Source organism: Embleya sp. NPDC056575 (assembly GCF_042793325.1).
Taxonomy (GTDB): domain Bacteria; phylum Actinomycetota; class Actinomycetes; order Streptomycetales; family Streptomycetaceae; genus Embleya.
On record NZ_JBHTVA010000102.1, the window covers coordinates 1 to 21,601 of the forward strand.

The 21,601-nt window shown below is 70.5% G+C and carries 22 protein-coding genes; 11 read left to right on the top strand and 11 right to left on the bottom strand.

Annotation, left to right across the window (positions count from 1 at the left end; translation table 11 throughout):
• Positions 1–22: 22 nt before the first annotated feature.
• On the bottom strand, positions 23–1,894 hold the full coding sequence (locus tag ACFRCG_RS44555; protein WP_380042382.1) for a glycosyl hydrolase: 1,872 nt from the start codon (positions 1,892–1,894) through the stop codon (positions 23–25).
• A gap of 304 nt (positions 1,895–2,198) precedes the next feature.
• The gene (locus ACFRCG_RS44560; RefSeq protein WP_380042383.1) at positions 2,199–3,185 is read right to left on the bottom strand and encodes a LysR family transcriptional regulator; all 987 of its coding nucleotides are present in this window, start codon (positions 3,183–3,185) and stop codon (positions 2,199–2,201) included.
• 108 nt (positions 3,186–3,293) lie between these two features.
• Here ACFRCG_RS44560 and ACFRCG_RS44565 point away from each other — a divergent pair, with 108 nt between their 5' ends.
• The 3 genes from ACFRCG_RS44565 to ACFRCG_RS44575 all read left to right on the top strand — a co-directional run bounded on the left by ACFRCG_RS44565 (position 3,294) and on the right by ACFRCG_RS44575 (position 5,163).
• Positions 3,294–4,187, top strand: coding sequence for an NAD(P)H-binding protein (locus tag ACFRCG_RS44565; protein ID WP_380042384.1), 894 nt, complete (start codon positions 3,294–3,296; stop codon positions 4,185–4,187).
• Between the two features lie 74 nt (positions 4,188–4,261).
• Positions 4,262–4,633 (top strand): darcynin family protein, encoded by a 372-nt coding sequence (locus tag ACFRCG_RS44570; RefSeq protein WP_380042410.1) that lies wholly within the window; start codon positions 4,262–4,264, stop codon positions 4,631–4,633.
• A 65-nt stretch (positions 4,634–4,698) separates the two neighbouring features.
• The gene (locus tag ACFRCG_RS44575) at positions 4,699–5,163 is read left to right on the top strand and encodes a hypothetical protein (RefSeq protein ID WP_380042385.1); all 465 of its coding nucleotides are present in this window, start codon (positions 4,699–4,701) and stop codon (positions 5,161–5,163) included.
• Between the two features lie 154 nt (positions 5,164–5,317).
• Here ACFRCG_RS44575 and ACFRCG_RS44580 read toward each other — a convergent pair whose 3' ends face one another.
• Together ACFRCG_RS44580 and ACFRCG_RS44585 are read right to left on the bottom strand one after the other, a co-directional pair.
• Positions 5,318–6,727 carry a serine/threonine-protein kinase gene (locus tag ACFRCG_RS44580; protein ID WP_380042386.1) on the bottom strand — a complete coding sequence of 470 codons (1,410 nt, stop codon included), beginning with the start codon at positions 6,725–6,727 and terminating at the stop codon, positions 5,318–5,320.
• On the bottom strand, positions 6,724–7,482 hold the full coding sequence (locus ACFRCG_RS44585; RefSeq protein WP_380042387.1) for an FHA domain-containing protein: 759 nt from the start codon (positions 7,480–7,482) through the stop codon (positions 6,724–6,726). The genes ACFRCG_RS44580 and ACFRCG_RS44585 overlap by 4 nt, the downstream gene beginning before the upstream one ends.
• Before the next feature lie 133 nt (positions 7,483–7,615).
• On the opposite strand from ACFRCG_RS44585, the gene ACFRCG_RS44590 reads away from it, so the two are divergent.
• The 3 genes from ACFRCG_RS44590 to ACFRCG_RS44600 all read left to right on the top strand — a co-directional run bounded on the left by ACFRCG_RS44590 (position 7,616) and on the right by ACFRCG_RS44600 (position 10,164).
• On the top strand, positions 7,616–8,602 hold the full coding sequence (locus ACFRCG_RS44590) for a hypothetical protein (RefSeq protein WP_380042388.1): 987 nt from the start codon (positions 7,616–7,618) through the stop codon (positions 8,600–8,602).
• Between the two features lie 138 nt (positions 8,603–8,740).
• Complete coding sequence (locus tag ACFRCG_RS44595) at positions 8,741–9,349, top strand: PadR family transcriptional regulator (RefSeq protein ID WP_380042389.1); 609 nt, start codon at positions 8,741–8,743, stop codon at positions 9,347–9,349.
• A gap of 47 nt (positions 9,350–9,396) precedes the next feature.
• On the top strand, positions 9,397–10,164 hold the full coding sequence (locus ACFRCG_RS44600; RefSeq protein WP_380042390.1) for a VOC family protein: 768 nt from the start codon (positions 9,397–9,399) through the stop codon (positions 10,162–10,164).
• Between the two features lie 289 nt (positions 10,165–10,453).
• Here the strand turns inward: ACFRCG_RS44600 and ACFRCG_RS44605 are convergent, their stop codons facing one another.
• Complete coding sequence (locus ACFRCG_RS44605; RefSeq protein ID WP_380042391.1) at positions 10,454–10,927, bottom strand: hypothetical protein; 474 nt, start codon at positions 10,925–10,927, stop codon at positions 10,454–10,456.
• Positions 10,908–11,171, bottom strand: coding sequence for a hypothetical protein (locus ACFRCG_RS44610; protein ID WP_380042392.1), 264 nt, complete (start codon positions 11,169–11,171; stop codon positions 10,908–10,910). The genes ACFRCG_RS44605 and ACFRCG_RS44610 overlap by 20 nt, the downstream gene beginning before the upstream one ends.
• 118 nt (positions 11,172–11,289) lie before the next feature.
• Between ACFRCG_RS44610 and ACFRCG_RS44615 the strand changes: the two genes are divergently transcribed.
• A complete protein-coding gene (locus ACFRCG_RS44615; RefSeq protein ID WP_380042393.1) occupies positions 11,290–12,201 on the top strand; it encodes a helix-turn-helix domain-containing protein in 912 nt (303 codons plus the stop codon).
• Positions 12,201–12,392: a DUF397 domain-containing protein gene (locus tag ACFRCG_RS44620; RefSeq protein ID WP_380042411.1), complete on the top strand. Its 192-nt coding sequence runs from the start codon at positions 12,201–12,203 to the stop codon at positions 12,390–12,392. Before ACFRCG_RS44615 ends, ACFRCG_RS44620 begins: the two co-directional genes overlap by 1 nt.
• A gap of 7 nt (positions 12,393–12,399) precedes the next feature.
• On the opposite strand, the gene ACFRCG_RS44625 is transcribed toward ACFRCG_RS44620, so the two are convergent.
• Positions 12,400–13,359 (bottom strand): helix-turn-helix transcriptional regulator, encoded by a 960-nt coding sequence (locus ACFRCG_RS44625; RefSeq protein WP_380042394.1) that lies wholly within the window; start codon positions 13,357–13,359, stop codon positions 12,400–12,402.
• 95 nt (positions 13,360–13,454) lie between these two features.
• Here ACFRCG_RS44625 and ACFRCG_RS44630 point away from each other — a divergent pair, with 95 nt between their 5' ends.
• Both ACFRCG_RS44630 and ACFRCG_RS44635 read left to right on the top strand, forming a co-directional pair.
• Positions 13,455–14,444, top strand: coding sequence for a zinc-binding dehydrogenase (locus ACFRCG_RS44630; RefSeq protein WP_380042395.1), 990 nt, complete (start codon positions 13,455–13,457; stop codon positions 14,442–14,444).
• A gap of 128 nt (positions 14,445–14,572) precedes the next feature.
• Positions 14,573–14,983, top strand: a complete 411-nt coding sequence (locus ACFRCG_RS44635) for a DUF3291 domain-containing protein (protein ID WP_380042396.1) — start codon at positions 14,573–14,575, stop codon at positions 14,981–14,983.
• Positions 14,984–15,131: 148 nt separating this feature from the next.
• On the opposite strand, the gene ACFRCG_RS44640 is transcribed toward ACFRCG_RS44635, so the two are convergent.
• Entirely contained in the window at positions 15,132–16,055 is a 924-nt protein-coding gene (locus ACFRCG_RS44640) for a calcium-binding protein (protein WP_380042397.1), read from the bottom strand.
• 511 nt (positions 16,056–16,566) lie between these two features.
• A complete protein-coding gene (locus ACFRCG_RS44645) occupies positions 16,567–17,160 on the bottom strand; it encodes a helix-turn-helix domain-containing protein (RefSeq protein WP_380042398.1) in 594 nt (197 codons plus the stop codon).
• 228 nt (positions 17,161–17,388) lie between these two features.
• Here ACFRCG_RS44645 and ACFRCG_RS44650 point away from each other — a divergent pair, with 228 nt between their 5' ends.
• The gene (locus ACFRCG_RS44650; RefSeq protein WP_380042412.1) at positions 17,389–18,378 is read left to right on the top strand and encodes an alpha/beta hydrolase; all 990 of its coding nucleotides are present in this window, start codon (positions 17,389–17,391) and stop codon (positions 18,376–18,378) included.
• Positions 18,379–18,438: 60 nt separating this feature from the next.
• Here ACFRCG_RS44650 and ACFRCG_RS44655 read toward each other — a convergent pair whose 3' ends face one another.
• The gene (locus tag ACFRCG_RS44655; RefSeq protein WP_380042399.1) at positions 18,439–19,980 is read right to left on the bottom strand and encodes a YfcC family protein; all 1,542 of its coding nucleotides are present in this window, start codon (positions 19,978–19,980) and stop codon (positions 18,439–18,441) included.
• A gap of 121 nt (positions 19,981–20,101) precedes the next feature.
• Positions 20,102–21,451, bottom strand: a complete 1,350-nt coding sequence (locus ACFRCG_RS44660; RefSeq protein ID WP_380042400.1) for a M20/M25/M40 family metallo-hydrolase — start codon at positions 21,449–21,451, stop codon at positions 20,102–20,104.
• Between the last annotated feature and the right edge of the window lie 150 nt (positions 21,452–21,601).

A 21,601-nucleotide genomic window follows, 5' to 3' on the forward strand; every position in this document is an offset into this window, starting at 1 on the left:
GTCGCGGCGCGCGGCGCCGGGTTCAGCGGACCGTGACCTCGTCGACGAACACGACGGCTCGGCCCGTACCACCCACGCCCCGACGCTCGAACTGCACGCCGACCTCCCGGATGTCTCCGGGCGAGCCGACCCCGGCCAGGTTGAGGGTCAACGTCGTGGCGTCCGGCCCGAGCGGAACGGCACCGGCGTCGTACCACGTGTTGGCGGCGGTGGTCTTGACGTAGAGCTTGGCCGTGCCGCCCGATGCCGTGGCCCGGACGGTGGCGGTCAGGGTTCGGCGACCGGACAGGTCGAGTTGCGCGCGGCGGTCCACATACGCCTCCGAGGCCGCCAGGTCGATCTCGGCGCCGAGCGAACGCCCGCCCTCGCTCGCCCAGTCGCCCGTGCTCACGGGCGCGGTCGCGGTGAGGTAGCCGCTCCAGCCGTCGGTACCGGACTCGAAACCCGAGAGCAGGGTCGGCGGGCCGATCGCGGTGACATCGTCCACATACACCGCGCTGCGCCCGCTCGCGCCCGGGGCGGGCCGGAACAGTACGCCGATCTCGCGAACGTCGCCGAGGTCGGGCACGCGGCTCAGATCCAGGCTCAACACCGCGCCGTTCGGGCCGATGCCGACCGCTCCCCCGTCGTACCAGGCCGACCCCGCGCCGGTGCGGATGTAGAACTTGGCGGTGGTGCCGGCGGCATGGTTGCCCCACTCGGCGGTGCGGACCGTCGCGGTCAACGCGCGGTATCCGGCGAGGTTTTGCGGGGCGACGCGGTTCAAGTACGCCTCGGGGGCGGCCAGATCGACGTCGGCCTTGAGGGATCGGCCGCCCCGCGCCGCCCATTCGTCCACCGACCAGGGCCCGGCCAGTACCTGCCAACCGCCCCAACCCTGCGTGCCGGACTCGAAGTCGGCCAGCGGGAGAGGCGTTCCGGCGGGGATGGGCCCGCCCTCGGTGCGCGCGGACAGGGCGATCTCACCGCGCGTGATCGTCCACGGGTCGCCCATCAGCCGGGCCGCGCCGATGTTGGCGGTCGGCCGCCACTGGTCGTTCCAGGCCATGAAGTAGGCGGTGGCCGGGAATCGGGTACGGATCGCGTCGACCCACTTCCCGTAGTCCAGCGGCACGTCGATCACCCCACCGGGACCGCTCCGCGGCCCGATCTCGGCGAACGCGAACGGCTTGCCCAGCGCGAGGAGTTCGTCGTACCCCTGGACGGCGGCGGGCTCGCGCACATAGCAGTCCAGGCCGACGACATCGGTATACGCCCCGCCCGGGTAATAGGACGAGCGTTTGCCGTAGTTGCAGTCCGGCGCGTACACCCACAGCAGGTTGTGCAGGCCCTTGACCTCGGTGAGGTAGCCGTACATGTCACGCCACACGGCGGCGAACGTCTGCGGGTCCTGCGCACTCCACCAGAACGAGTCGCCGTTCATCTCGTGCAACGGCCGGAACAACACCGGCACACCCGCATCGGCGAGATCGCGCAACCCCTCCGCGACCAGGTCGAGTTCGGCCTGCCAGCGCCGACCGGTCCCGCTGGTGCGGTCGGTGAGCCGATCGAACGTGGCCAACTTGCCGAACAGCCCGCTCCAGTCCGGCTGATCCGGATTGGGCAGGTGGGCGCTGACGGTGACCAGGCCACCGGACGCCGCCCAGTCCTTCAGGGTCGCGTTGCAGGTGTGGTCGATGGCGTTGCCGTCATGCCCGTAGTCGCACCCCAGCAGCCCGGGATACACACCGGTCTGCGCCTTCGACTCCTCCACTTGGTCGAGGGAGAAGGTCTTCCCGCTGTATCCGGCGAACTGCCCGGACACCACCCGGTTCTGCGCCCGATTGCCCAAGTGCCCGAGCCAGTCCCGGACATCGCGGGTGGCGGACGTGGCCTGCGGATCACTGGGCGGCACCGAATGCGCCCGAGCCGCCGACACCCCCGTCCCCGCCGAAACCACCACCGCGGCCACCAAGGCCGCACATCTTTGCCCCCATCGCGATCGCACGCAGCTCAACCCCCGTCGAAAGTGATCATCACGACGGCACACAGGCTAACCACGCCACCGACACCAGGGCCGACGGCGGGCCGATCTCGCGGCTTTTGGCTGGACGCCGCCCGGTCGACACCCCCACCGCTCGTATTCCGACCACGCCAGGGGCGCGGTGCCGACGGCAGCGTGCCCGCGCAGGGTGCCCCGGCGGCCGGAGGCGGGCCGGCTACCGGACTTCCTCCGGACCCGGCCGCGGTGACCCGGCGGCACCGGCGTGCGTCGGTGCGCACAGGGTCCGGCGGACCGCGTCGCGGAGCCAGCGGTGGGCGCCGTCGGCGGTGTGCCGGGGGTGCCAGGCCATGCCGATGGTCACCACCGGCAGGTCCAGGGGGATCTCCAGCAGGCGCAGCCCGAGGGCTTCGGCGTCCCGGGTCAGGGGCGAGGGGGCCGCGCCCGGGAGCGCGGCGGGTACGAGGCAGACGACGTCGCTGTGGGCGGCCAGGGTCATCGCGGCCAGGTGAGCGGGCAGGACGATGCCGACCCGCCGCCGCAGGTCGTGCTCGGCCAGCGCCGCGTCCAGGGGGCCGGTGAACCTGCCGCGGCGGCTGACCGCGACGTGTGCGGCGGCGGCGAGCCGAACCGGCGTCAGCTTCCCCTCGGTCAGCGGATGGCCGGGCCGGACGGCCGCCACCATGCGCAGCTCGACCAGCGCCTCGACCCGGGTCTCCGGGTCCACGTGGTCGATCGAACCGACCTCCAGGTCGATCCGGCCGTCGCGCAGGGCGGGCCCGGCCTCCAGTTCCTCGGCCCGGATCCGAAACGAGACACCCGGCGCCTCCCGCCGACCCACCTCCAGCAGGCCCGGCGCCAGCGCCGCGCCGACCACGTCGGCGGCCTGGAGCGTGAACGTGCTGCGCAGGCCGGCCGGGTCGACGCTCGCGCCGGGCCCCAGCAGCGCCCCCAGGCTGCGAACGACCGCCGCGGCCTCCTCGCGCAGGGCCTGGGCGCGCGGGGTGGGAACCATCGCCTGCCCGGCCCGGACCAGGAGCGGGTCTTGGAGGATGCGGCGCAACCGGGCGAGGTTGCGGCTCATCGCGGCGGGCGAGGTATGCAGCCGCGCGGCGGCGCGCGTCACGCTGTGCTCGGCCAGCAGTGCGTCCAGCGCGATGGCGAGATTGGCGTCGATGACCGGATCCGGGCTGCTCACCAGCATTATTCCATTTCAGTCAATGATTCCGTGCCGAAGTTCCCATTGTGGCATCACGGCGACCCTCAGCAGGATGAGGGACGTAACGAACCGGCACGACACACGAGGTTTTCCATGATCGTCATCACCGCTCCCACCGGGAACATCGGCCGTCACCTGCTCTCCGGGCTGCTGAAGTCCGCCCCCGCCGCGGGCGAGGAACTGCGCGTGATCGTGCGCGACCCCGCCCGACTCCCCGAAGAAGCGCGCGGAGCCGTCGACGTGGTCACCGGCTCGCACGCGGACGCCGACGTCCTCGACCGGGCCTTCGACGGCGCGGACGCCGTCTTCTGGCTCGTCCCCCCGGACGCCGCCCTGACCCCGCACGACGCCTACATCGGCTTCAGCCGCCCCGCCGTCAAGGCGCTCGCCGCCCACGGCGTCGGTCACGTCGTCGGCGTCTCCGCACTCGGCCGCGGCACCGCGCTCGCCGACCGGGCCGGCATCGTCACCACCTCGCTGGCCATGGACGACCTCATCGCCGAAAGCGGCGCCGCCTACCGGGCCCTGGCCTGCGCGTCCTTCTTCGAGAACTTCCTGGAGGAGGCCGACTCGATCCGCGAACACGGCTTCTTCACCGACACCGTCGAGGCCGACCGCAAGGCCCCCCTCGTCGCCGTCGCCGACATCGCCGCCGCCGCGGCCGACCTGCTCCTGGACCGCTCCTGGACCGGCACCGGCAGCGTCCCCCTCCTCGGACCCGAGGACCTGTCCGTCAACGACCTGGCCCGCATCATGACCGAGCAGTTCGGCCGCCCCGTGCGCTACGAACGCCAGGCACTCGACGACATGTACACCACCCTCGTCGGCTACGGCCTCAACGAGGCGTTCGTACAGAGCATCGTCGACATGAAGCGGGCCAAGGACGAGGGCCTGGACGCCGGCATCACCCGCACCCCCGAGACCACCTCGCCCACCGGCTTCGAGCAGTGGTGCGCCGAAGTCCTCAAGCCCGCAGTCCTGTCCTGACATCCGCCGCCGCCGGGCGCCCCGCGCCCGAGGCTCGGCGAACCCCGACACCACCTACCACCCACCTTGGAGGCATCCCGATGTCCACCGCCCAGACCGAACCCCCGGTCACCGCGTTCATGCTGGTCAAGACCACACCCGAGTGGCTCGCCCTGACCGTCGAGGAGCGTGTGCACGCCTTCACCACCCAGGTCCTGCCGGCCATCGAGGCCAAGACCACGGGCGTGCGATCACGCTTCTACGACACGGAGTTCTACTCCGTACGCGTCACCGACGTGTGGGTATGGGAGGCCGACGACCACAAGGCCTACCAGCTCCTGATCGACGCCCTGCGCGAAACCCCGTTCTGGGACCGCTACTTCGAGATCGTCGACCTCCTCGTCGGCACCGAGAACGGCTACGCCCGCACATACGGCCTCGAACCCGTGACCACCATCAGCACCTGACCCACCGATGCCACCTCACACTTGTGAGGCTCCGCGGGCGTCGGGCCGCCGGCATCGTCATCGTCATGAAACTCAACCGAACCATCACGGTCCTGGCACTGGCAACCGGTGCCCTCGTCGGCGGCATGACCCCGGCCCTGGCGGCCGGAGCGACCGGCGCCGCCGCCCCGCAGGGGGTCTCGGTCCTGGAGGACGGGCCCAGCGTCATCAGCGGCCCCTCCGGCGGCTACTCGGTCTACTACCGCCTGAATGGCCAGACCACCGACTGCCCGAAGGAACGGCTGTGTCTGAGCGTGTGGGACACCACCAAGAGCCCGGACCAATGGAAGGTATTCGCCTTCAGGACATGCGGCGTCTACAACATCAAGAACTGGTTGGGCAACGGCTACTGGGAAAACAACCAGACCGGCAAGGCCAGGGGCACCTTCTACTCCGGTCCGAACGGTACGGGCAACTCCAACACCACCGACAAGCCCTACTCCTACGGCGCCTACGGATGGACCCCGATCAACAGCATCCGCCCCTGCTGACGACCCACACACGCGGCAAACCCGCGAGGTCGTCGAGGGTGCATGGCACGGGGGTTGCAGCCCGACGGCCGATCGACCGGCTGTAGCCGGGAGTCGAGTGAAACGCTCGGCCGGGATTCCCTATCCCGGCCGAGCGTTTCGCGTTGCCCACTCGCTACGCGCAGGAATCCGTCCACACGTGCGAACGCGGAAACACGCTCCCGTCGAGGTTGCGGCGGGTACCGGGGGGAACGCAGCCGATTTCCTTCTGCAGGTGTTTGTCCGCGAAGTAGGTGACGTTGATCAAGGTCTCGCCCGCCGCGGCGCCCTTTCCGTTGTTGAAGACCGATCGTGGCGCCGTGGTGCCCGCCCAACTACAGACGTTCTTCCCCGCGAGCCAGTCGGCTTCGTCTCCCACCCAGGCACACATCCGTCCCCCGCCGTCGGGCTCGGTGAAGAAGCAGACGCTGCCCGGGATGCAGCGGTCGTAGGCGACGGGAGAGACCGGGGTGGCCGACGGCGTGCCCACCGGGACGGACGGGGTGTTCAAGCCTTTGGCCGTCGGGGAGTTCGTGTCGTCCGGGCCCAGGAGGAATGCCGTACCCGCCGCCGCCGCGCAGACCACCGTGACGAGGGCGGCGCGGAGCAGGAGGCGTTTTCGGCGCCGCGACTCGGGGACCTCGGAGGGAAGTCGCAGCCGCTCGATGCGCCGGAGCAGGGAACGCGCGTCGTGCGGGGCGCGCGCGTCGTGGCTCGGCGCCAGGCAGTCACCGATGATCTCCCGCCAGGCGGGAGGCAGTTCGGGAGCCAGGCGCAGATCCTGCTTGCCTTGTACGTAGTACGTAAGCGCCGTGCGGCGCGCGGCGGCGGTGGGCCCGGGCAGCGGCATGGTCCCGGTGAGCACGAGGTGGGCCAAGACCCCGAACGCCCAGATGTCGGCGGTGGGGCGCACCAGTCGTCCGCGTTCGGTGATGTCGCTCCACAATAATTCCGGCGGGGTGAAGTCGGGTGTGGCGAAGCCGGGCGCGTAGGCGTGGGTGCCCTCCAACTCGGCGGCCATGTTGAAGTCGGCCAGCCGGACGGTCCCGTCCGCCATCACCAGTACGTTGCCGGGCTTGAGGTCGCCGTGCACCCAACCGGCCCCGTGCAACTGCACCAGCCCTTCGCAGATCTGGGTGAGCAGGACCGGCGCGGACGGGGGTTGCGGTGTCCGGGTGAGGACCTGATCGAGCGAGGTTTCGGCATGGTCCAGCACCAGGACGGTGGCGCCGTCGAGGTCGGGCAGATCCGGGTCGTCGACGGTCAGCACGTCGTGCATGCGGATGAGCCGAGGCGCGTGCACGCGGCGCAACACCTCGATCTCACGCTCCGCCAGGTCGCGCAGGTGTCGCAGTTGTCGCGGTGTGCGCGTGCCCGTGGGCAGGAACTTGAGCGCGGCCCGGCGCGGTTCGACCGCCGTGGTCCGGCGCGCGGTGTAGACACTGCCGAACCCGCCGGAACCCAGCAGGCGTTCGACCCGCCAGGAGCCGATCTCGTACCCCTCGGGCACGGACACGGTGCTCGGTCGCGGCGGCTGCCCGGTCACCGCTCCTCTCCGACACCGGCGGCCTCACCCAGGAGGGCCAGGTCCTCTTCCCGGACCAGATCGAAACGCAGCGCGACCGCGACCAACGACTCCTTGATGCCGTTGCGCCGCGGGCCCGTCTCCGCGCTTTCCCGCGGTGGCCGCAAACGCAGCTTCACGGCAAGGTAGTTGATGTTCCACTGGACCGTCGCACGATTGGCTGCGGACCACCCGGGACGCAGCCGCCGCACGATCTCCTCGGACGTGGGCAGCGCGGTGTGCGCCGGCATGTCGCGCAGTCGCGGCTCGCACAGGGCCACCAGGACCGCGAAGTAGCGTTTGCCGCGATCCAGGCAGAAGGCCGGCACGGTGGTGGCGCCCTGCGGCTCCCACGGCTGCGAACCCAGGTAGTCGTGACGCGGCGCCCACACCTCGACGGCGAGCAGTTCGTCCGCCGCGGGTAAGAGGATGCGCGAGAACTCGAAGGGAATGGGCGCGTCCAGGCGACCGGGAGCGAGCTTGATGTGCTCACCCGCCCCCTCCGGGTTCTCCACGACATAGGTCTGCCGGCGGTTGAGATTGCTCAACGTCCAAAACGCGCCCACGGCCGTGATCTCCCCCGCCAACCGGGACACCCCCTTGTGCGCGAGCACCAGACTGTGGCTGTGACCCAGGAACTCGGCCTCGCGGCCGAAGACCAGCCGCTCACCGGGCACGAGGCCCACTTGGTCCTGACGTCCTGTACATCCAGGCGGTACCACGATGATGCCGTGCATACATCCCCCCTGAGTTTGTCGACCAGCGTACGGCCGCGCCTCGTCGGCCACGCCGCGGATCCAACATCTCGGTTCGCGGGGACAACCGTGGGGCGGGCTCGGGGTGACGGTTCGGGTCGGTAGCGTGGTCGGCGTGCACGTACGTCCCGAAAGCGAGGCGCTGGTGGCGCAGTTCCCGTGGTTGGGGGACCTTGCCCGGGTCGCGGTGTTGCTGAATCCGACGAGCGGTGTGCCCGATGTGGGTGACAGCGGTGTGGGCGGGCCGTTGTTGTGGCCCGCCGGCGAACCGTGGCCGCAGTGCTCCGTCGGTCACCGGGTCCACCACCGCGACCCGCTCAGTGCGGCCGAGCGCCGGGAGTGGCAGGAGATGGACGAGGCCCGCAAGGCCCGCGCCCGCAACGGCACCGGCCAACACAACGTCCTTACGCACGAGGAGGCGGCCGCGCAGACGCGGATCATGAACGGTGCGAGTTCCCTGGACATGCTCACGTGGGAACGGATCTCGACGCGACCGGACCCGTGCACCGATCCGGTCGCGATGGTGCCCGTGCTGCAATTGCGCGCGAACGATGCCCCTCGGGTGTTCGAGGGACACGACGCGGACCTCCTCCAGGTGTTGTGGTGTCCGAACGACCACGAACACGAGGACGTGGCCGGCGGATACCCGTACGGCGGCCCGCGGCTCGAACTGCGGTGGCGGCGCGGCACCGAGGACGGACTCACACCGGCCACGCCGCCGCAGCCGCGTCGGGCGGCGGACGGGTACATCCCGCGGCCGTGCACGTTGCGCCCCGTGGAGGCACGGGACTTCCCCGAGCACGACGACCTTCCGGAGGACCTCCGGGAGGTCGTCGAGACCTGGTGCGAAGAGCAGGGCCGGGACTACCACGACGACTTCGCCTGCCTGGGCGGATGGAAAGTCGGCGGTTGGCCGTCGTGGCACCTCACCGACCTCCAACGGATCACCTGTTCCGGAGCGGATTGCGGACGCCGCATGCGACTGTTCCTGACGATGGACAGCGGCGGCGATCCGTCCCTCGACGTCGGCCGCTTCGGCGAACTTCGGGTATTCGTCTGCCCCGACGACCCGGGACATCCCATCGCCTCGAACATCCAGTAGACGGTTTCGCGCACCGGCCACATGTTCCGCAAACGCCTCGACTCGACATGACCAAATTTGGCTAGTGAGGGGACGGCGGGTACGCTCACCAAAACAGTAGCCAAATTTGGCTACCGTCGGCGGAAGGGGGCTCGCTCGGTGAAGCCGGTGAAGCCGGTGCGACTGCTGGTATTGGGCGCGCTGCGCAGGCGCGGACGCACGCACGGCTATCAGATCCGCACGGACCTGGAGTCCTGGGGCGCGCACGAGTGGTCCACCGCCACGTCGGGTTCGGTGTACCACGCACTCAAGAGCATGGCCGGCCAGGGCCTGCTCGCGGCGTACGAAACCGGCCCCTCGGACGCCGGCGGCCCGCCGAGGATCGAGTACGAACTGACGGACAAGGGCGAACAGGAATACTTCGCCCTCCTGCGCCGGGCCCTGGCCGACCGCGAGCCGAGCCTGGACGTTCTGGGCGCCGCCGTCGGCCTGATCGAGGACCTGCCCCGGGAGCAGGCCCTACAGGCACTGCGCGAGCGGGCCGACGCGATGCGCCAGTGGCGCACGAGCATCACCGCACACCTGCCCGCGGACGCCGACCTGGACGCCTGGGGGCCGGTGGGCGAGGTCATCTCCCTGTGGCTGGCCACCGCCGACACCGGCGCCGAGTGGACCCAGCGGCTGATCCACCGCCTGGAAGAGGGTGCGTTCACCATGGACGGCGAGCCCTCCACCGCCACTCCCGGCCCCGTGCGGCCGGACCGGTAGAAGCCGGCGAGCACCGGCGATACTTCCCCTGCGAAACGGAGGAATCCATGGCAAACGAGATAACCGTGCCACTGCTTCCCTGCCGGTCCATCGACGAGATCGTCGAGTTCTACACCATGCTGGGCTTCACCCGGACCTACTACCAGACCCGCCCGAACCCGTGCGTGGGTCTGCAACGCGAAGACCTCCAGCTGCAATTCTTCGGCATGCCGGACTTCAAGGCCGAGGACTCCTACGGGTCCTGCGTGGTCATCGTGGACGACACCCAGGAGCTCTTCGAGGCGTTCGCCGCGGGCATGCGCAAGGTCCACGGCAAGCTCCTGGTCTCCGGGATCCCGCGGATGACCCGGCCGCGAAAGCGCAAGAACGCCGACAACCAATCCGGGTTCACCGTCATCGACCCCGGCGGCAACTGGATCCGGATCTTCCCATCTCCCCGTAGCGACAGCGCCGGTGCGCCCGCGGTCGGCAAGCTGGCCAGGGCGCTGGAGAACGCCGTCGTACTCGGCGACTCCAAGGGCGACACTCAGCAGGCGGCGAAGATCCTGGACGCCACGCTGGCCCGGGAGCAGGACTGCGCACCAGCCACCGAACTGGTCGAAGCGCTGGCCTACCGCGCCGAACTCGCCATCCGCGCCGACGACACCGCCGCCGCGGCCGATGCCCTTACCCGCGCACGCGCCGTCCCCCTCACCGGAGCCGAACGCAGCCAACTCACCGCACACTTGGCCGGCCTCGAAGACCTGGAGGCCGTCCTCCGACGAACGCACCCTCGCCGACACCGAGAGAACACTCAGCCCGAGACTTCCGTTTAGCCGGCCGGGATCGACCCGTTCGACTTCGAGTACCCGTCGCCGAAGCCTCGTCTCAGCCCGCTGAAACGGGTCCCCGACTCGTGGACGTCGGCTCCCCGCCGCGTGCCCACCAGGCGCCCGAACCCGCCGGACGCCGGGGCGCTGCGATTGGCCGCCCCACTCCGACCTGCGCCCCACGGACGCGGACGTGACCGGCCCGCTTGCGGTGCATACGAGGCGGCGGTGACGGCGTGTCCTACGGCTCGACGTCCGCCGGGTTCGCATCGGGACGGATTTCGGAGGAACGGGTTCAGAGTCGGTAGCAGCCGTAGGCGCGGGGGGCGGCGGCGCCGGGTGGGATGGGGAACGGGCGGGATCTGGCGGGTGGGGCGCCGTCGCTCGGGAACCAGACGCCGTCGTCCGGTACGAGGAGGTCGAGCGAGGCCGTCCAGGCGGGTTGGGCCGGGTCGAAGGGTTGCACGCGGGCTTCGCCGGTGTCCGGATCGATGTGCTCGATCGTTCCGGGCGGGTGGGTTCGGCGCAGGCTGTCGCTCGTGTGTTTCGCCTTGTCGCCGACGCCGATGCGGCCGGGCCTGGGCGGTGGCGGGATTCGGCGTACGTCGTCCGAGGGCATGACCCAGGCGACCCGGCCGCCGCGCGGTTGCACGGTGAGCTTTTGGCCGCCGTCCGGGAGGGGCTGCGCCATGAGGATCCGGCCGGGCCGGCGCACCTCGCGGATGGCGCCGTCGGTGGGTTCGACCCAGTCACCCTCGCGATACGTCACGGCCCACCCCCGCGGTTTCGGCGGAGTCGTCTTCCAATACCCGCAGGTGCCCGCAGTGCGTCCGGAACTCGGTGCCGCCGGCGAGGCGCACGAACGCCTGAAGGTTGATCACGGCGGCGAACGTCCCGATGCGGCCGGAGAGTTCGCACCGGACGGCGCGCTTGCCGTTGGCCTTCCAGAAGCGGGCCACGTGGTCCGTGGTCCAGTTGTGAGGGTCCTCGGGATAGTTATCTAGGATGGGCATACCTGTCCCCCCGGTTGCCGCCAGTAGTCATTCGGCCACTTTCGTGAACAAGCATGGGACGAGCGCCTAGGCTGCAACAGCCGAGTGCGTTTACGTGACCTGCGGTAAAGGGGGATTCATGAACGATGGGGCCTTGGAAGGGGCGTCGCTCGGAGAACTGTTCGGACGCGTGGTAGCGACACTCAGAGAGGCCGCCGGATACCGCCAGGCCGAACTCGCCCGCGCTACCTACGGCTTGAGCAGCCCCCGGTTGAACCAGATCGAGCGCGGAACCGGGCACCCTCCGACACTGGCGAACGCCATGGCCCTGGATGCCGCACTCAACACGGGTGGAGTCCTGGCCGCGTTGTGGAAGCACAGCAACCACCGCGTTTTCCTGGAGTGGTCACAGCCCCTTGTGGATCTCGAAAATACTTCTGTCGAGATCCACGCCTTCAACGACCGGTTCGTACCCGGCCTGCTCCAGACGGAGGACTACGCACGGACGGTGCTGGGGTGGGGTCGCACAACTCGGAACAACGATCATCTCGAACAGCGTGTCCTCCATCGGCTGGCTCGCCAGGAGAGGCTCAACGGTCCGGACGCGCCCTATCTATGGGTAGTCCTCGACGAAGCCGTTGTTCGCAGACGAATGGGCAACCCCGACACCACGCGTGACCAACTCGCGCGGTTGCTCGCAACCGCCCGAACCGAGCACATCACGGTGCAGATTCTTCCCTTCAACGGCGGGGAACATCTGCACGCGGGGGACTCGTTGACGTTGCTGACGACCAACGACCAGCGCCGGTACGCCTATACCGAGGGCGCGACCAGGGGGCATCTGATCTCGGATCCCGATCTGGTTCGGCAATACACCGTCATCCACGAACGACAGCGAGCACGAGCCTTGCCGGTAGGGATGTCGATGGCCATGATCCGAGAAGCCATGGACGACCTGGACCGTCCACGCACTCGGAACTCGGCCAAAGCCCTACGCCTTGCGAAAGCCCGGTCACAGCGATTCGGAGGGAGGAGAACTGCGTGGAAGTGATGAGCACCGACGTGAAAGCCGTGACTTGGCGTAGGTCGTCGTTCAGCAACGGGACCGGCGGCAACTGTGTCGAGGTCGCCGGAGACGTCCCGGCCATCGTGCCCGTCCGCGACAGCAAAAACGTGCGCATAGGCCACCTCATATTCGGCGCCGCCTCGTGGGCGGCCCTCACCGCTTCGCTGCGGGCCTGACGTCCCGTCAGCCCGGTGTCGTGTGGCCGGCGCGTGTGAAGCGGGCGCCCCACTCCCGGATGTGTGCGGCGAACTCCGGGGGGCCCAGGATCTCGAACTCGGCGCCCACGTTGCCCAGTGCCTGGGTCGGCCAGTCGAGGGACGTCGAGGTCATCGTGAGCAGGCAACTGTCCGCGTCGAGCGGTTCGATCGTGCCCCAGCGGCCGACCAGCTGCCGCACGCGCGAGGACGGCGCGTACACACGGACCTCGACCGTATACGGAGCCGGGACCCCGCTCGCCGCCCGCACAAAGGCCACGGCGTCGTCGGCCGGTAGCGGGCGCGGTCGAAAGCGCGCGCCGGTCGCCGTCGGCTCGGTCAACCGGTCGAGGCGGAAACTGCGCCAGTCGTGCCGGGCGAGGTCGTAGGCGACCAGGTACCAGCGTCCGCCGAGTGCGACGACCCGGTGCGGCTCGACCTCACGTTCCGTGCGCGCGGATCCCCTGGCCGTGTAGCCGAACCGCAGCCGCTCCTCGTCCCGGCACGCCTGGACGAGGGCCGTGAGCACTTCCGCCGCGACGACCGGTCCGGACACGGCGGCGGAGAGCGTCATCGCGCGCAGCGCGTCCACCCTGGCCCGCAGCCGGGGCGGCAGGACCCGTACCACCTTGGTGAGCGCCCGCAGCGACGCCTCCTCCAACCCCGCGATCCCGCTCTGCGCCGCGTCGCCGATGCCTACCGCGAGGGCCACCGCCTCCTCGTCGTCCAGCAGCAGCGGCGGCAGTACCGCGCCGGGCGCGAGCTGGTAGCCGCCGTCGGTGCCCCGGGCGGCGTTGACCGGGTAGCCGAGTTCGCGCAACCGCTCGACGTCGCGGCGCAGCGTGCGCTCGGAGACCCCGAGCCGGTCGGACAGTTCCGGGCCGGACCAGTGCCGATGGGTCTGCAACAACGAGAGCAGTTTGAGGGTCCGTGAGCTGGTGTTCGCCATGCCGACAATCCTGCCCGGACTTCCGGTCGGAAAGTGACCGGAAGCCTCCCTAGAGTCGATTTCGAAGGTCACACCCGAGGCAAGGAACAAGACAAGTGATCACTCGTGAAGTCCAGTTGACCGCCCGAATCACCGGTACGCCCACGCTCGACCACTTCGCCGTCGCCGAGACCGAGGTGGACGGCGAGGTGCTGGTACGCACCGACCGGATCGGGCTCGCCGCGACCTACCTGGAGCTGATGCGGGCCGACTGCACCATCCCGGTGCCGGCCTGGCAACCGGGGCAGCGGGTGGGGGTGGCCGTCGTCGGCACCGTGGTCCGATCCGACAGCCCCGACCTCGAAGTCGGCGACCTGGTGCAGTCGATGGCCGGCTGGAGCGAGTATTCGGCCGGACCGGCCGACTCGTACCTCAGGCTCGACCGCGAGGCGTTCGCCGACCCCGGCCACATTCTGGGCCAGGGCCCGACCGCCTACTACGGGATGGCCGAGGTCGCGGGCGTGGGCGAAGGCGACGTGGTCTTCGTCTCCGGCGCGGCGGGCGGGGTCGGCTCGCTGGCCGGGCAGATCGCCAAGCGCCTCGGCGCGGCACGGGTGATCGGCAGTGCGGGCAGTGCGGCGAAGGTCGACTGGTTGGTGAACGAGTTGGGCTACGACGCAGCCTTCGACTACCGCGACGGCCCCACGGCCGAACGGCTCGCGGAACTCGCGCCCGAGGGCATCTCGGTCTTCTTCGACGTCGTGGGCGGCGAGCAGTATCGGGGGGCGCTCCAAGCGGCCCGGCCGGGCGCACGCTTCGCCCTGTGCGGGTCGCTGTCCAGCCAACTCGGCGACGCGGCGGACCGTTTCCCGCGGCCCGATCGCGCGGCGGCCGAGGCCGTGGGAGTCGAACTGCTGCCGTTCTCCTGCCACCACACACCGGATCAGATCGCGGCTTGGCGCAAGCACTTCGGCGGTTGGCCGAGCGAGGGCCGGTTCGTCTACCCGGAGACCGTCGTCGAGGCCGGAATCGCCGACGTACCGCAGGCGTTCCTGTCCCTGCTGCGGGGCGCCTACCGCGGCAACGTCTCGGTACGGCTGCCGTAGGGAGCCGTACCCGCGCCCCCGGGTGCCGGATCGCTCCGCAGGCCCGAAGGCGCAACCCGGTCGCGCCCAGGGCCGGCGTGCGCGTATCCTCCGGCTCCTGCCAACTTCGTGATCTTGGAGGTCCTTTCGTGCCCACCCTGCCGTGGACCGTTCCCAACGCGCCCGGGGACACCACGTCCGCCCTGGTCATGGCGTCGCGTTTCGAGGTGCGCAGCCTCAAGGACGTACCGCGCTTCTTCACCAAGTCGCTCGCCGCCTGGCGCCAGGTCAAAAACGCCCCCGGCTGCCTGGGCGCCTCCCTGATCGCCCGTCCCTTCAAGCGCACCTTCCTGACGCTCTCCGCGTGGGACGACCGCCGGTCGCTCATGACCTTCAACGGCACGGATCCGCACCGCGGCATCGTGACCGCGATGCGCCCGACGATGAAGACGTCGACCTTCGTCTTCTGGAACGTCGAGGTCGGCGACCTCCCCGTCAACTGGGCCGACGCCGAACGCCGCATCGCGGAAAAGGCCGCGGGCCGGCCGGAGGTCGATTAGCACCCGGAGGCGGTTCGGGGGGTATACGCGATCGACCGACACCCTGGGCCCGGGGTGTCGGTGCGACCAAGCGAAAGTGCCGTGTTCGGCTGAACGGAACACCGGTTCAACGACGTGACCGGGGCGTACTCCTCGTACGACTACCTACTCACGACTCGCAGTCGGCGGAGACGGTGCCGCCGTCGAGGCCGACGTCGCACTGGTCGATCCCGGTGCCGCCGAAGAGGGCGTCGACGCCGGCTCCACCCCTGAGGATGTCGTTCCCCGCGTCGCCTTCCAGCGTGTCGTTCCCGTCGCCGCCGATCAGCAGGTCGTCGCCGGCGGCGCCGCGCAGCTGGTTGTCGGCCGCGTTGCCGGTGAGGGCGTCGTTGTACTGACCGCCTCGCACGTTCTCGACGTCGGAGTGCACGTTGATGTTCGCGTAGCCGTTCTGGCCGTCGTCGGCGACGTCGTCCAGGGTCACCGTCACCGGCCCGGTGGCCAGGGTGAAGGCGATCTCGTCACGACCGGCGCCGCCGAAGACCTCACGCGGCGCGGTCGAGGTGGGGTCGTACACGACGATCGCGTCGTCACCGTCGCCACCTCGGGTGACGGTGCCCACCCTTGCGTAGAGGACGTCGTCCCCCGCGCCGCCGTCGAGCTCACAGCGCGACGCGTCCACGACGTCGTCGTCCGCGCCGCCGTTCACACGGCAGTTCACGCCTGCCCTACCCGTCACCTGCACGATGTCGTCTCCGGCACCGAGGTCGACGACGACCGAGGTGAAGTTGGAGACCTGGCAGACGGCCGCTCCGGAGGCGTTCTTCGTGCAGCCGTTGCCGACCGTCACGCCGCCACCGGGGGTGGAGTCCGAGACGGTCCAGGCGGATGCGGTCCCGGTGACCGTGACGAGGTTGTCCACCACTCCCGCCGAGGTCGCGTGCAGCACACCGTCGTTGTCGACGTACACCGCGGTGCGCGCGACCGCGGCAGCCGATCCGGATGTGCCGGCTCCGGCGATCCCCGTTCCGGCGATCCCGACCGTCACGAGCAGCGCGGTCGATAACCGCGCTAACCGACGTCCATGAGACATCGAAGTTCCTCTCCTTCTCTCACTCTTCGCGCGTATACCCTTCCGGGGGACGCTCGAGATGACACGAACACCGCCACGTCCCGCGGCCATTGGCGGCCCGCGTACGAAACGGGCCCAGGGGATCATCCCTCGTGGACCCGCGGCGGCGTGGGCGTCTACCCACGCGTCACAGAATCCCCTTCCGGAACATCCGCCACAGCGAGGATTTCGGACAAAAAATTCGAATAGTGACGATCTTGGTGTCGGCGGCGCGCACGATCGCTCAAGGCCCCCAGGGCCGCTTCGAACGCCATTTCGAGTGCCGTTCCACCGGTTTTCGGCCAACCCGTCCCACCTCCGACCCGGCGGATACATCCCGAGGCCATCCGAACAACGCGAACAGGACACCCGAGACAGCGCGCCGGTGTGGCCCGATCTCGGCGCCCCGGTGACCAACTCCCTTTGAAAGAAGGTGAGTTCGAAGATCCGGAGGTGGCTCCCGGCGACCCGGACGAGCCGGCCCGGTGCCGCGTTACCGGGGTCCTCGGTCGGGCAACGGGGTGCGTGGGCGCAGGCGTTCGCCCTGGGGGCCGAACATGATCAGGTATTCGACCGGGCCGCCGGGACCGGCGTTGGCGACTCCGTGGGCGGTGTGGGTGTCGAACTCGGCCGTCTCGCCGGCGGTCAGGACGAGGTCCTGGTCGCCGAGAGCCAGCCACAGGCGCCCGTACAGGACGCACAGCCATTCGTATCCGTCGTGGGAGACCTGCCGGGGCCGCGCGGGCGGCGCGTCGATCGCGGGCAGGACGTGTTTGTGGGCGTGCAGGCCGCCGACATAGCGGGTCAGCGGCAATACCGCCTTGTCGTCGCCGGCGCGCTGCGGTGTCCCGGGGCGCGGTCCGGCCGGGCCGGCGGGTGCGGTGCCGGCCAGCTCGTCGAGGGAGACCTCGTACACCTTCGCGAGCCGCAGCAGCACCTCCAGGGTCGGCCTGCGCCGGCCGTTCTCGATCCGGGACAGCGTGCTCGGCGCGATGCCGGTCGCGCGGCCGACAGCGGTGAGCGTGGCGCCGCGCCGCTCGCGCGCGATGCGCAGGCGCGGGCCCATGGCCGCAAGAGCGTCGGCCATCCCGTCGTCCATCCCCGGCCCCGGGCCCGGTCCCCGCCGCCGCCCCGGTTCCCTCCCCGACTCCGACTCCACCATCCCGCTCCCTCTGCCCGTGTCGCCTCCCCCCTGTCCTGCAAGTTTGCCAGGATGGCAATGCCGCTCGCCGCGCGCACCCACCGCGCCGCATGATCGGTGGGTGACCGCGGCCGGCCGTGAACCGAGGAGCCGCCCGTGAACCGAGGAGAAGCGATGCACCACCCCGCGCCGTCCGCCGAGCAACGCCACCGCACCATCGAGGCCCCCGCCGGGCGCCTGCACCTGGTCGAGCAGGGCACCGGACCGCTGGTCCTGCTCGTCCACGGCTTCCCCGAGTCCTGGTACTCCTGGCGCCGGCAGCTCCCGGCCCTCGCCGCGGCGGGCTACCGGGCCGTGGCGCTCGACGTACGCGGCTACGGCCGCTCCTCCAAGCCCGCCGCCGGCGACGCCTACCGCATGCTCGACCTGGTCGCGGACAACGTCGCCCTGGTGCGCGCCCTGGGCGAGGAGCAGGCGGTGATCGTCGGGCACGACTGGGGCGCCAACATCGCGGCGACCTCCGCCCTGCTCCACCCCGAGGTCTTCCGCGCCGTCGCGCTCCTGAGCGTGCCCTACGCGCCGCCCGGCGGCCCCCGCCCCACCGACGTCTTCGCGCACATGGGCGGCGACGAGGAGTTCTACGTCTCGTACTTCCAGGAGCCCGGCCGGGCCGAGGCGGAGATCGAGCCCGACGTCCGGGGTTGGCTCGCGGGCTTCTACGCGGCCCTGTCCGCCGACACCATGCCGGCCCAGGGCGCGCCCGACCCGCACTTCGTGGCCCGCGCCGGCGGCCGGCTGCGCGACCGCTTCCCCGCCGGCCGCCTGCCCGCGTGGCTGACCGAGGACGAACTCGACGTGTACGCCGGCGAGTTCGAGCGGACCGGCCTGACCGGAGCCCTCAACCGCTATCGCAACATGGACCGCGACTGGGCCGACCTCGCCGACCACGCCGGTGCCCCGATCAAGCAGCCGTCCCTGTTCATCGGCGGCGCCCTGGACGCCTCCACGACCTGGATGGCCGACGCCATCGCCGCCTACCCGACCACCCTCCCCGGTCTGACCTCCTCCCACATCCTGGACGGCTGCGGCCACTGGATCCAGCAGGAACGCCCCGACGAGGTCAACCGCCTCCTGACCACCTGGCTCGCCGGCCTCCGGGACTGAATCACCCACCACCCCGGCCGGGCCTCGCCCGAGGGCGCCCCCGGCCGGCGCGGTGGCCGGTCAGGACAGGCCGGCGCCCAGCGCGAGGAAGGCACAGATCAGTACGAACAGGATGGCCAGCAGCGGCGCGGCGAAGCGCAGGTATTGGTTGTAGCCGACCTTGGCCAGCGACACCCCACCCATGATCACGGCCGTCGTCGGCACCCACAGGTTCATCCACCCCGACGCCGCCTGCCACGCCGTGACCACCAACGCCCGTGGCACATCGGCGAAGTCGGCCAGCGGCGCCAGGATCGGCATCGCCAACGTCGCGTGCCCCGAGGTGGACGGGATCAGGAACGCCAGCGGCAGGTTGACCGCGAAGATCAGCAGGCCGAACACCGCCGATGTGGAATCCGAGACCGTGCTCTCCATCGAGTGCAGCACGGTGTCGGTGACCAGGGCGTTGTTCATGATCACGGTGACCCCTCGGGCCAACATGATGATCAGCGCCGGCGAGATGAAGTCCGCCGCGCCCTGGATGATCGTCTCGGACAACTTCTTCTCGCCCATCCGGGCGAGCAGCCCGACGATGACCGCCGCCACGATGAACAGCGCCGCCAACTGGGCGAAGGACCAATCGAGTTCCCACCCGTAGGGGGTGGCTTCGGCATCGCCCGTGAGGACCTGCGCCCACGGGATGATCGAGAAGATCATGAACACGAAGGTGATCGTCACCGCGACCAGCACGATCTGGTGCGTGCGGGTCAACGGCGCCGGATCCGCGCCGGTCGCCGCCGCCTGCGCCTGTTCGCGGTCCCCCGGCAGGAAGCCCACGAACGAGCGGGACGGATCGGCCTTGACCCGACGCGCGTAGCGCACCACGTAGAGGATCGTCACCGCCGTCAACACGATCAGCATGATCAACCGGAGCACGATGCCGTCGCCCAGCGAGATCCCCGCCGCCGACGAGGCCACGCCGGTCGCGAACGGGTTCACCGTGGAACACAGCACGCCCACGCCCGCGCCCAGGATGATCGTGCCGGTGGCCACCATCCGGTCGTAGCCGAGCGCCAGCATCAACGGCACGATCAGACCGTAGAACCCGAGCGTCTCCTCGGCGAAACCCTCCACCGAGCCGAGGATGGAGAACACCGTCATGATCGCCACGATCAACACCGCGCCGCGTGTGCGCAGTCGATGCGCCAGCCGGGCGATGCCCCGATCCAGCGCGCCGGTGGCGAACACCACCGTGATGAACGCCCCGATCGCCAGCACGAACAGGAACACCGCCGCGCTGCCGTACAGATCACCGGAGTTGTCCGGCGCGACCTGTCCGCTCTGCGCGTCCCTGATCCCGTACAGGCCGTTGACAGGCGACAGGAACAGGTCGTTGAGCCGCTGGATGAAGTCCTCGGGCGACTTGGTGTGGTGGTAGCTGCCCGCGATCGGCTTGCCGTCTTCGCCGCGCCGGTACTCGCCCGTCGGAATCGCGAACGCCAGCGCCCAGACCGCGATCGTCACGATCGCCAATACCGTCAGCGCGCTGGGAAAGCGGAACCCGCGCTTCGGCGAGGGTGTTTCGTCCTCGGCCTCGGTCGGCGGGGCTTGGTCGGTGCTCACGCGGTGCTCCTCGCGGCTGCTGGCGGTTCGATGCGGCTGCTGCTGGTTCGTGGGGCGTCGGGGTCGAGGCGGTGGCGACGCGGGCGCCGGGGCGGGTCACGCGGGTCACGCGTGACCCGCCTCAGCCGCGCCGGAACCGCTCGGCGTACGCCGTGAAGAAGGCCGCCTCCGCGACCACCGCGTCGCGCAGCTCGCTCACCAGGACCCGCTCGTTGGGCCCGTGCAGGTTGCACATGCTGTCCTGCGCCCCGAACAGCAGGATCTCCGCGCCGGGTTGGGCCGCCGCCAGGCTGTTGACCAGCGGGATGGACCCGCCCGCCGCCGCGTGTACGGGGTCCTCGCCCCACGCCGCGCGCAGCGCCTGGTGCGCGGCGGCGTAGGCCACGCCGTCGGTGGCCGCCGCGAACCCCGCACCGGGCGCGCCGGCCTGAGTCACCGTCAGCGGTACACCGAACGGCCGCAGTCCCTCCAGGAATTCGATCAGCAGCCGCTGTGCCTCGGCCGGGTCCTGGGCCGGGTGGCAGCGCATGTTGAGCTTGGCCCGCGCGGAGGGGACCACGGCGGAGGCCGCGCGTTCGACGGAGGGCGCGTCCAGGCCGGTCACCGTGATGGCCGGTCCGGACCACAGGCGCGAGCCGAGATTGCCGGTGCCGATCAGCGGCATGCCGGCACGGATCCCGGCGAGCCGACGGAACTCCTCCTCGCTCCAACCGCCGCCCGCCCACTGTTCGCGGCGCAGGCCGGGCACGGCGACGTCGCCCTTGGCGTCGTGCAGGGCGGCCAGCGCGTGCAGCAGTACCAGGAGGGCGTCGGGTGCGGCGCCGCCGAAGTTGCCGCTGTGCTTGGCCTCTTCGAGCGTGTGCACCTCGACGATCACCTCGACCACGCCGCGCAGCGCCACGGTCAGCGTGCCGGTGCCGGGGCGGATGTTGCCCATGTCGGCGATCACCATCGCGTCGCAGGCGAATTCGTCCGGGTGCGCCCGGGGGTAGTCGTCGAAGTCGCTGCCGTACTCCTCCTGGCCCTCGAACACGATCCGGATCCCCACCGGCGGCCGGCCGTCGAACGCCCGCAGCGCGCCGACGTGCACGATCAGGTTCGACTTGTCGTCCGCCACCCCGCGCCCGTGGATCGCGCCGTCGACGTCGGTCGGCTCGAACGGCGTGGTCGTCCACAACGCCTCGTCGCCGGCGGGCTGTACGTCGTAGTGCCCGTAGAGCAGCACGGTCGGCGCGTCCGGGTGCGGCGGTGGGATGTGGCCGGTGATCACCGGGGAGGTGTCCGGCAGCCGCAGTGCCGCGATGTCCCGCACGCCGGCGTCCCGCAGCAGGTCGACCACCAGGTCGTGGGCCTCGGCCACCGGCTCCGGCGGGTAACCGGGGAAGGCGATCGACGGGATCCGGGTGAGCCGCCGCAGTTGGGCGCAGAGGTCGTCGAGCATCCCGTCGACCCGGGTGGTCAACTCGTCCATCGTGGTACTCCTTGGCCGCCCCGCACGCGGCGCGCCGATCGCGTCGCCCGGCCCATACTCACGCAAATCGGGCAAACGGCCAGGGTTCGGCACGCTTCCGGGGGCGCCCTCACCCGGGTGGGTGCACGAATGCGGCGGCCGATCGAGTGA

Excerpts from the sequence above, each read along its gene's own strand:
- ACFRCG_RS44560 (WP_380042383.1), bottom strand. The coding sequence starts at position 3,185 with ATGCTGGTGAGCAGCCCGGATCCGGTCATCGACGCCAATCTCGCCATC.
- ACFRCG_RS44565 (WP_380042384.1), top strand. The coding sequence starts at position 3,294 with ATGATCGTCATCACCGCTCCCACCGGGAACATCGGCCGTCACCTGCTC.
- ACFRCG_RS44575 (WP_380042385.1), top strand. The coding sequence starts at position 4,699 with ATGAAACTCAACCGAACCATCACGGTCCTGGCACTGGCAACCGGTGCC.
- ACFRCG_RS44585 (WP_380042387.1), bottom strand. The coding sequence starts at position 7,482 with ATGCACGGCATCATCGTGGTACCGCCTGGATGTACAGGACGTCAGGAC.
- ACFRCG_RS44600 (WP_380042390.1), top strand. The coding sequence starts at position 9,397 with ATGGCAAACGAGATAACCGTGCCACTGCTTCCCTGCCGGTCCATCGAC.
- ACFRCG_RS44610 (WP_380042392.1), bottom strand. The coding sequence starts at position 11,171 with ATGCCCATCCTAGATAACTATCCCGAGGACCCTCACAACTGGACCACG.
- ACFRCG_RS44615 (WP_380042393.1), top strand. The coding sequence starts at position 11,290 with ATGAACGATGGGGCCTTGGAAGGGGCGTCGCTCGGAGAACTGTTCGGA.
- ACFRCG_RS44620 (WP_380042411.1), top strand. The coding sequence starts at position 12,201 with ATGAGCACCGACGTGAAAGCCGTGACTTGGCGTAGGTCGTCGTTCAGC.
- ACFRCG_RS44625 (WP_380042394.1), bottom strand. The coding sequence starts at position 13,359 with ATGGCGAACACCAGCTCACGGACCCTCAAACTGCTCTCGTTGTTGCAG.
- ACFRCG_RS44640 (WP_380042397.1), bottom strand. The coding sequence starts at position 16,055 with ATGTCTCATGGACGTCGGTTAGCGCGGTTATCGACCGCGCTGCTCGTG.
- ACFRCG_RS44645 (WP_380042398.1), bottom strand. The coding sequence starts at position 17,160 with ATGGCCGACGCTCTTGCGGCCATGGGCCCGCGCCTGCGCATCGCGCGC.
- ACFRCG_RS44650 (WP_380042412.1), top strand. The coding sequence starts at position 17,389 with ATGCACCACCCCGCGCCGTCCGCCGAGCAACGCCACCGCACCATCGAG.
- ACFRCG_RS44660 (WP_380042400.1), bottom strand. The coding sequence starts at position 21,451 with ATGGACGAGTTGACCACCCGGGTCGACGGGATGCTCGACGACCTCTGC.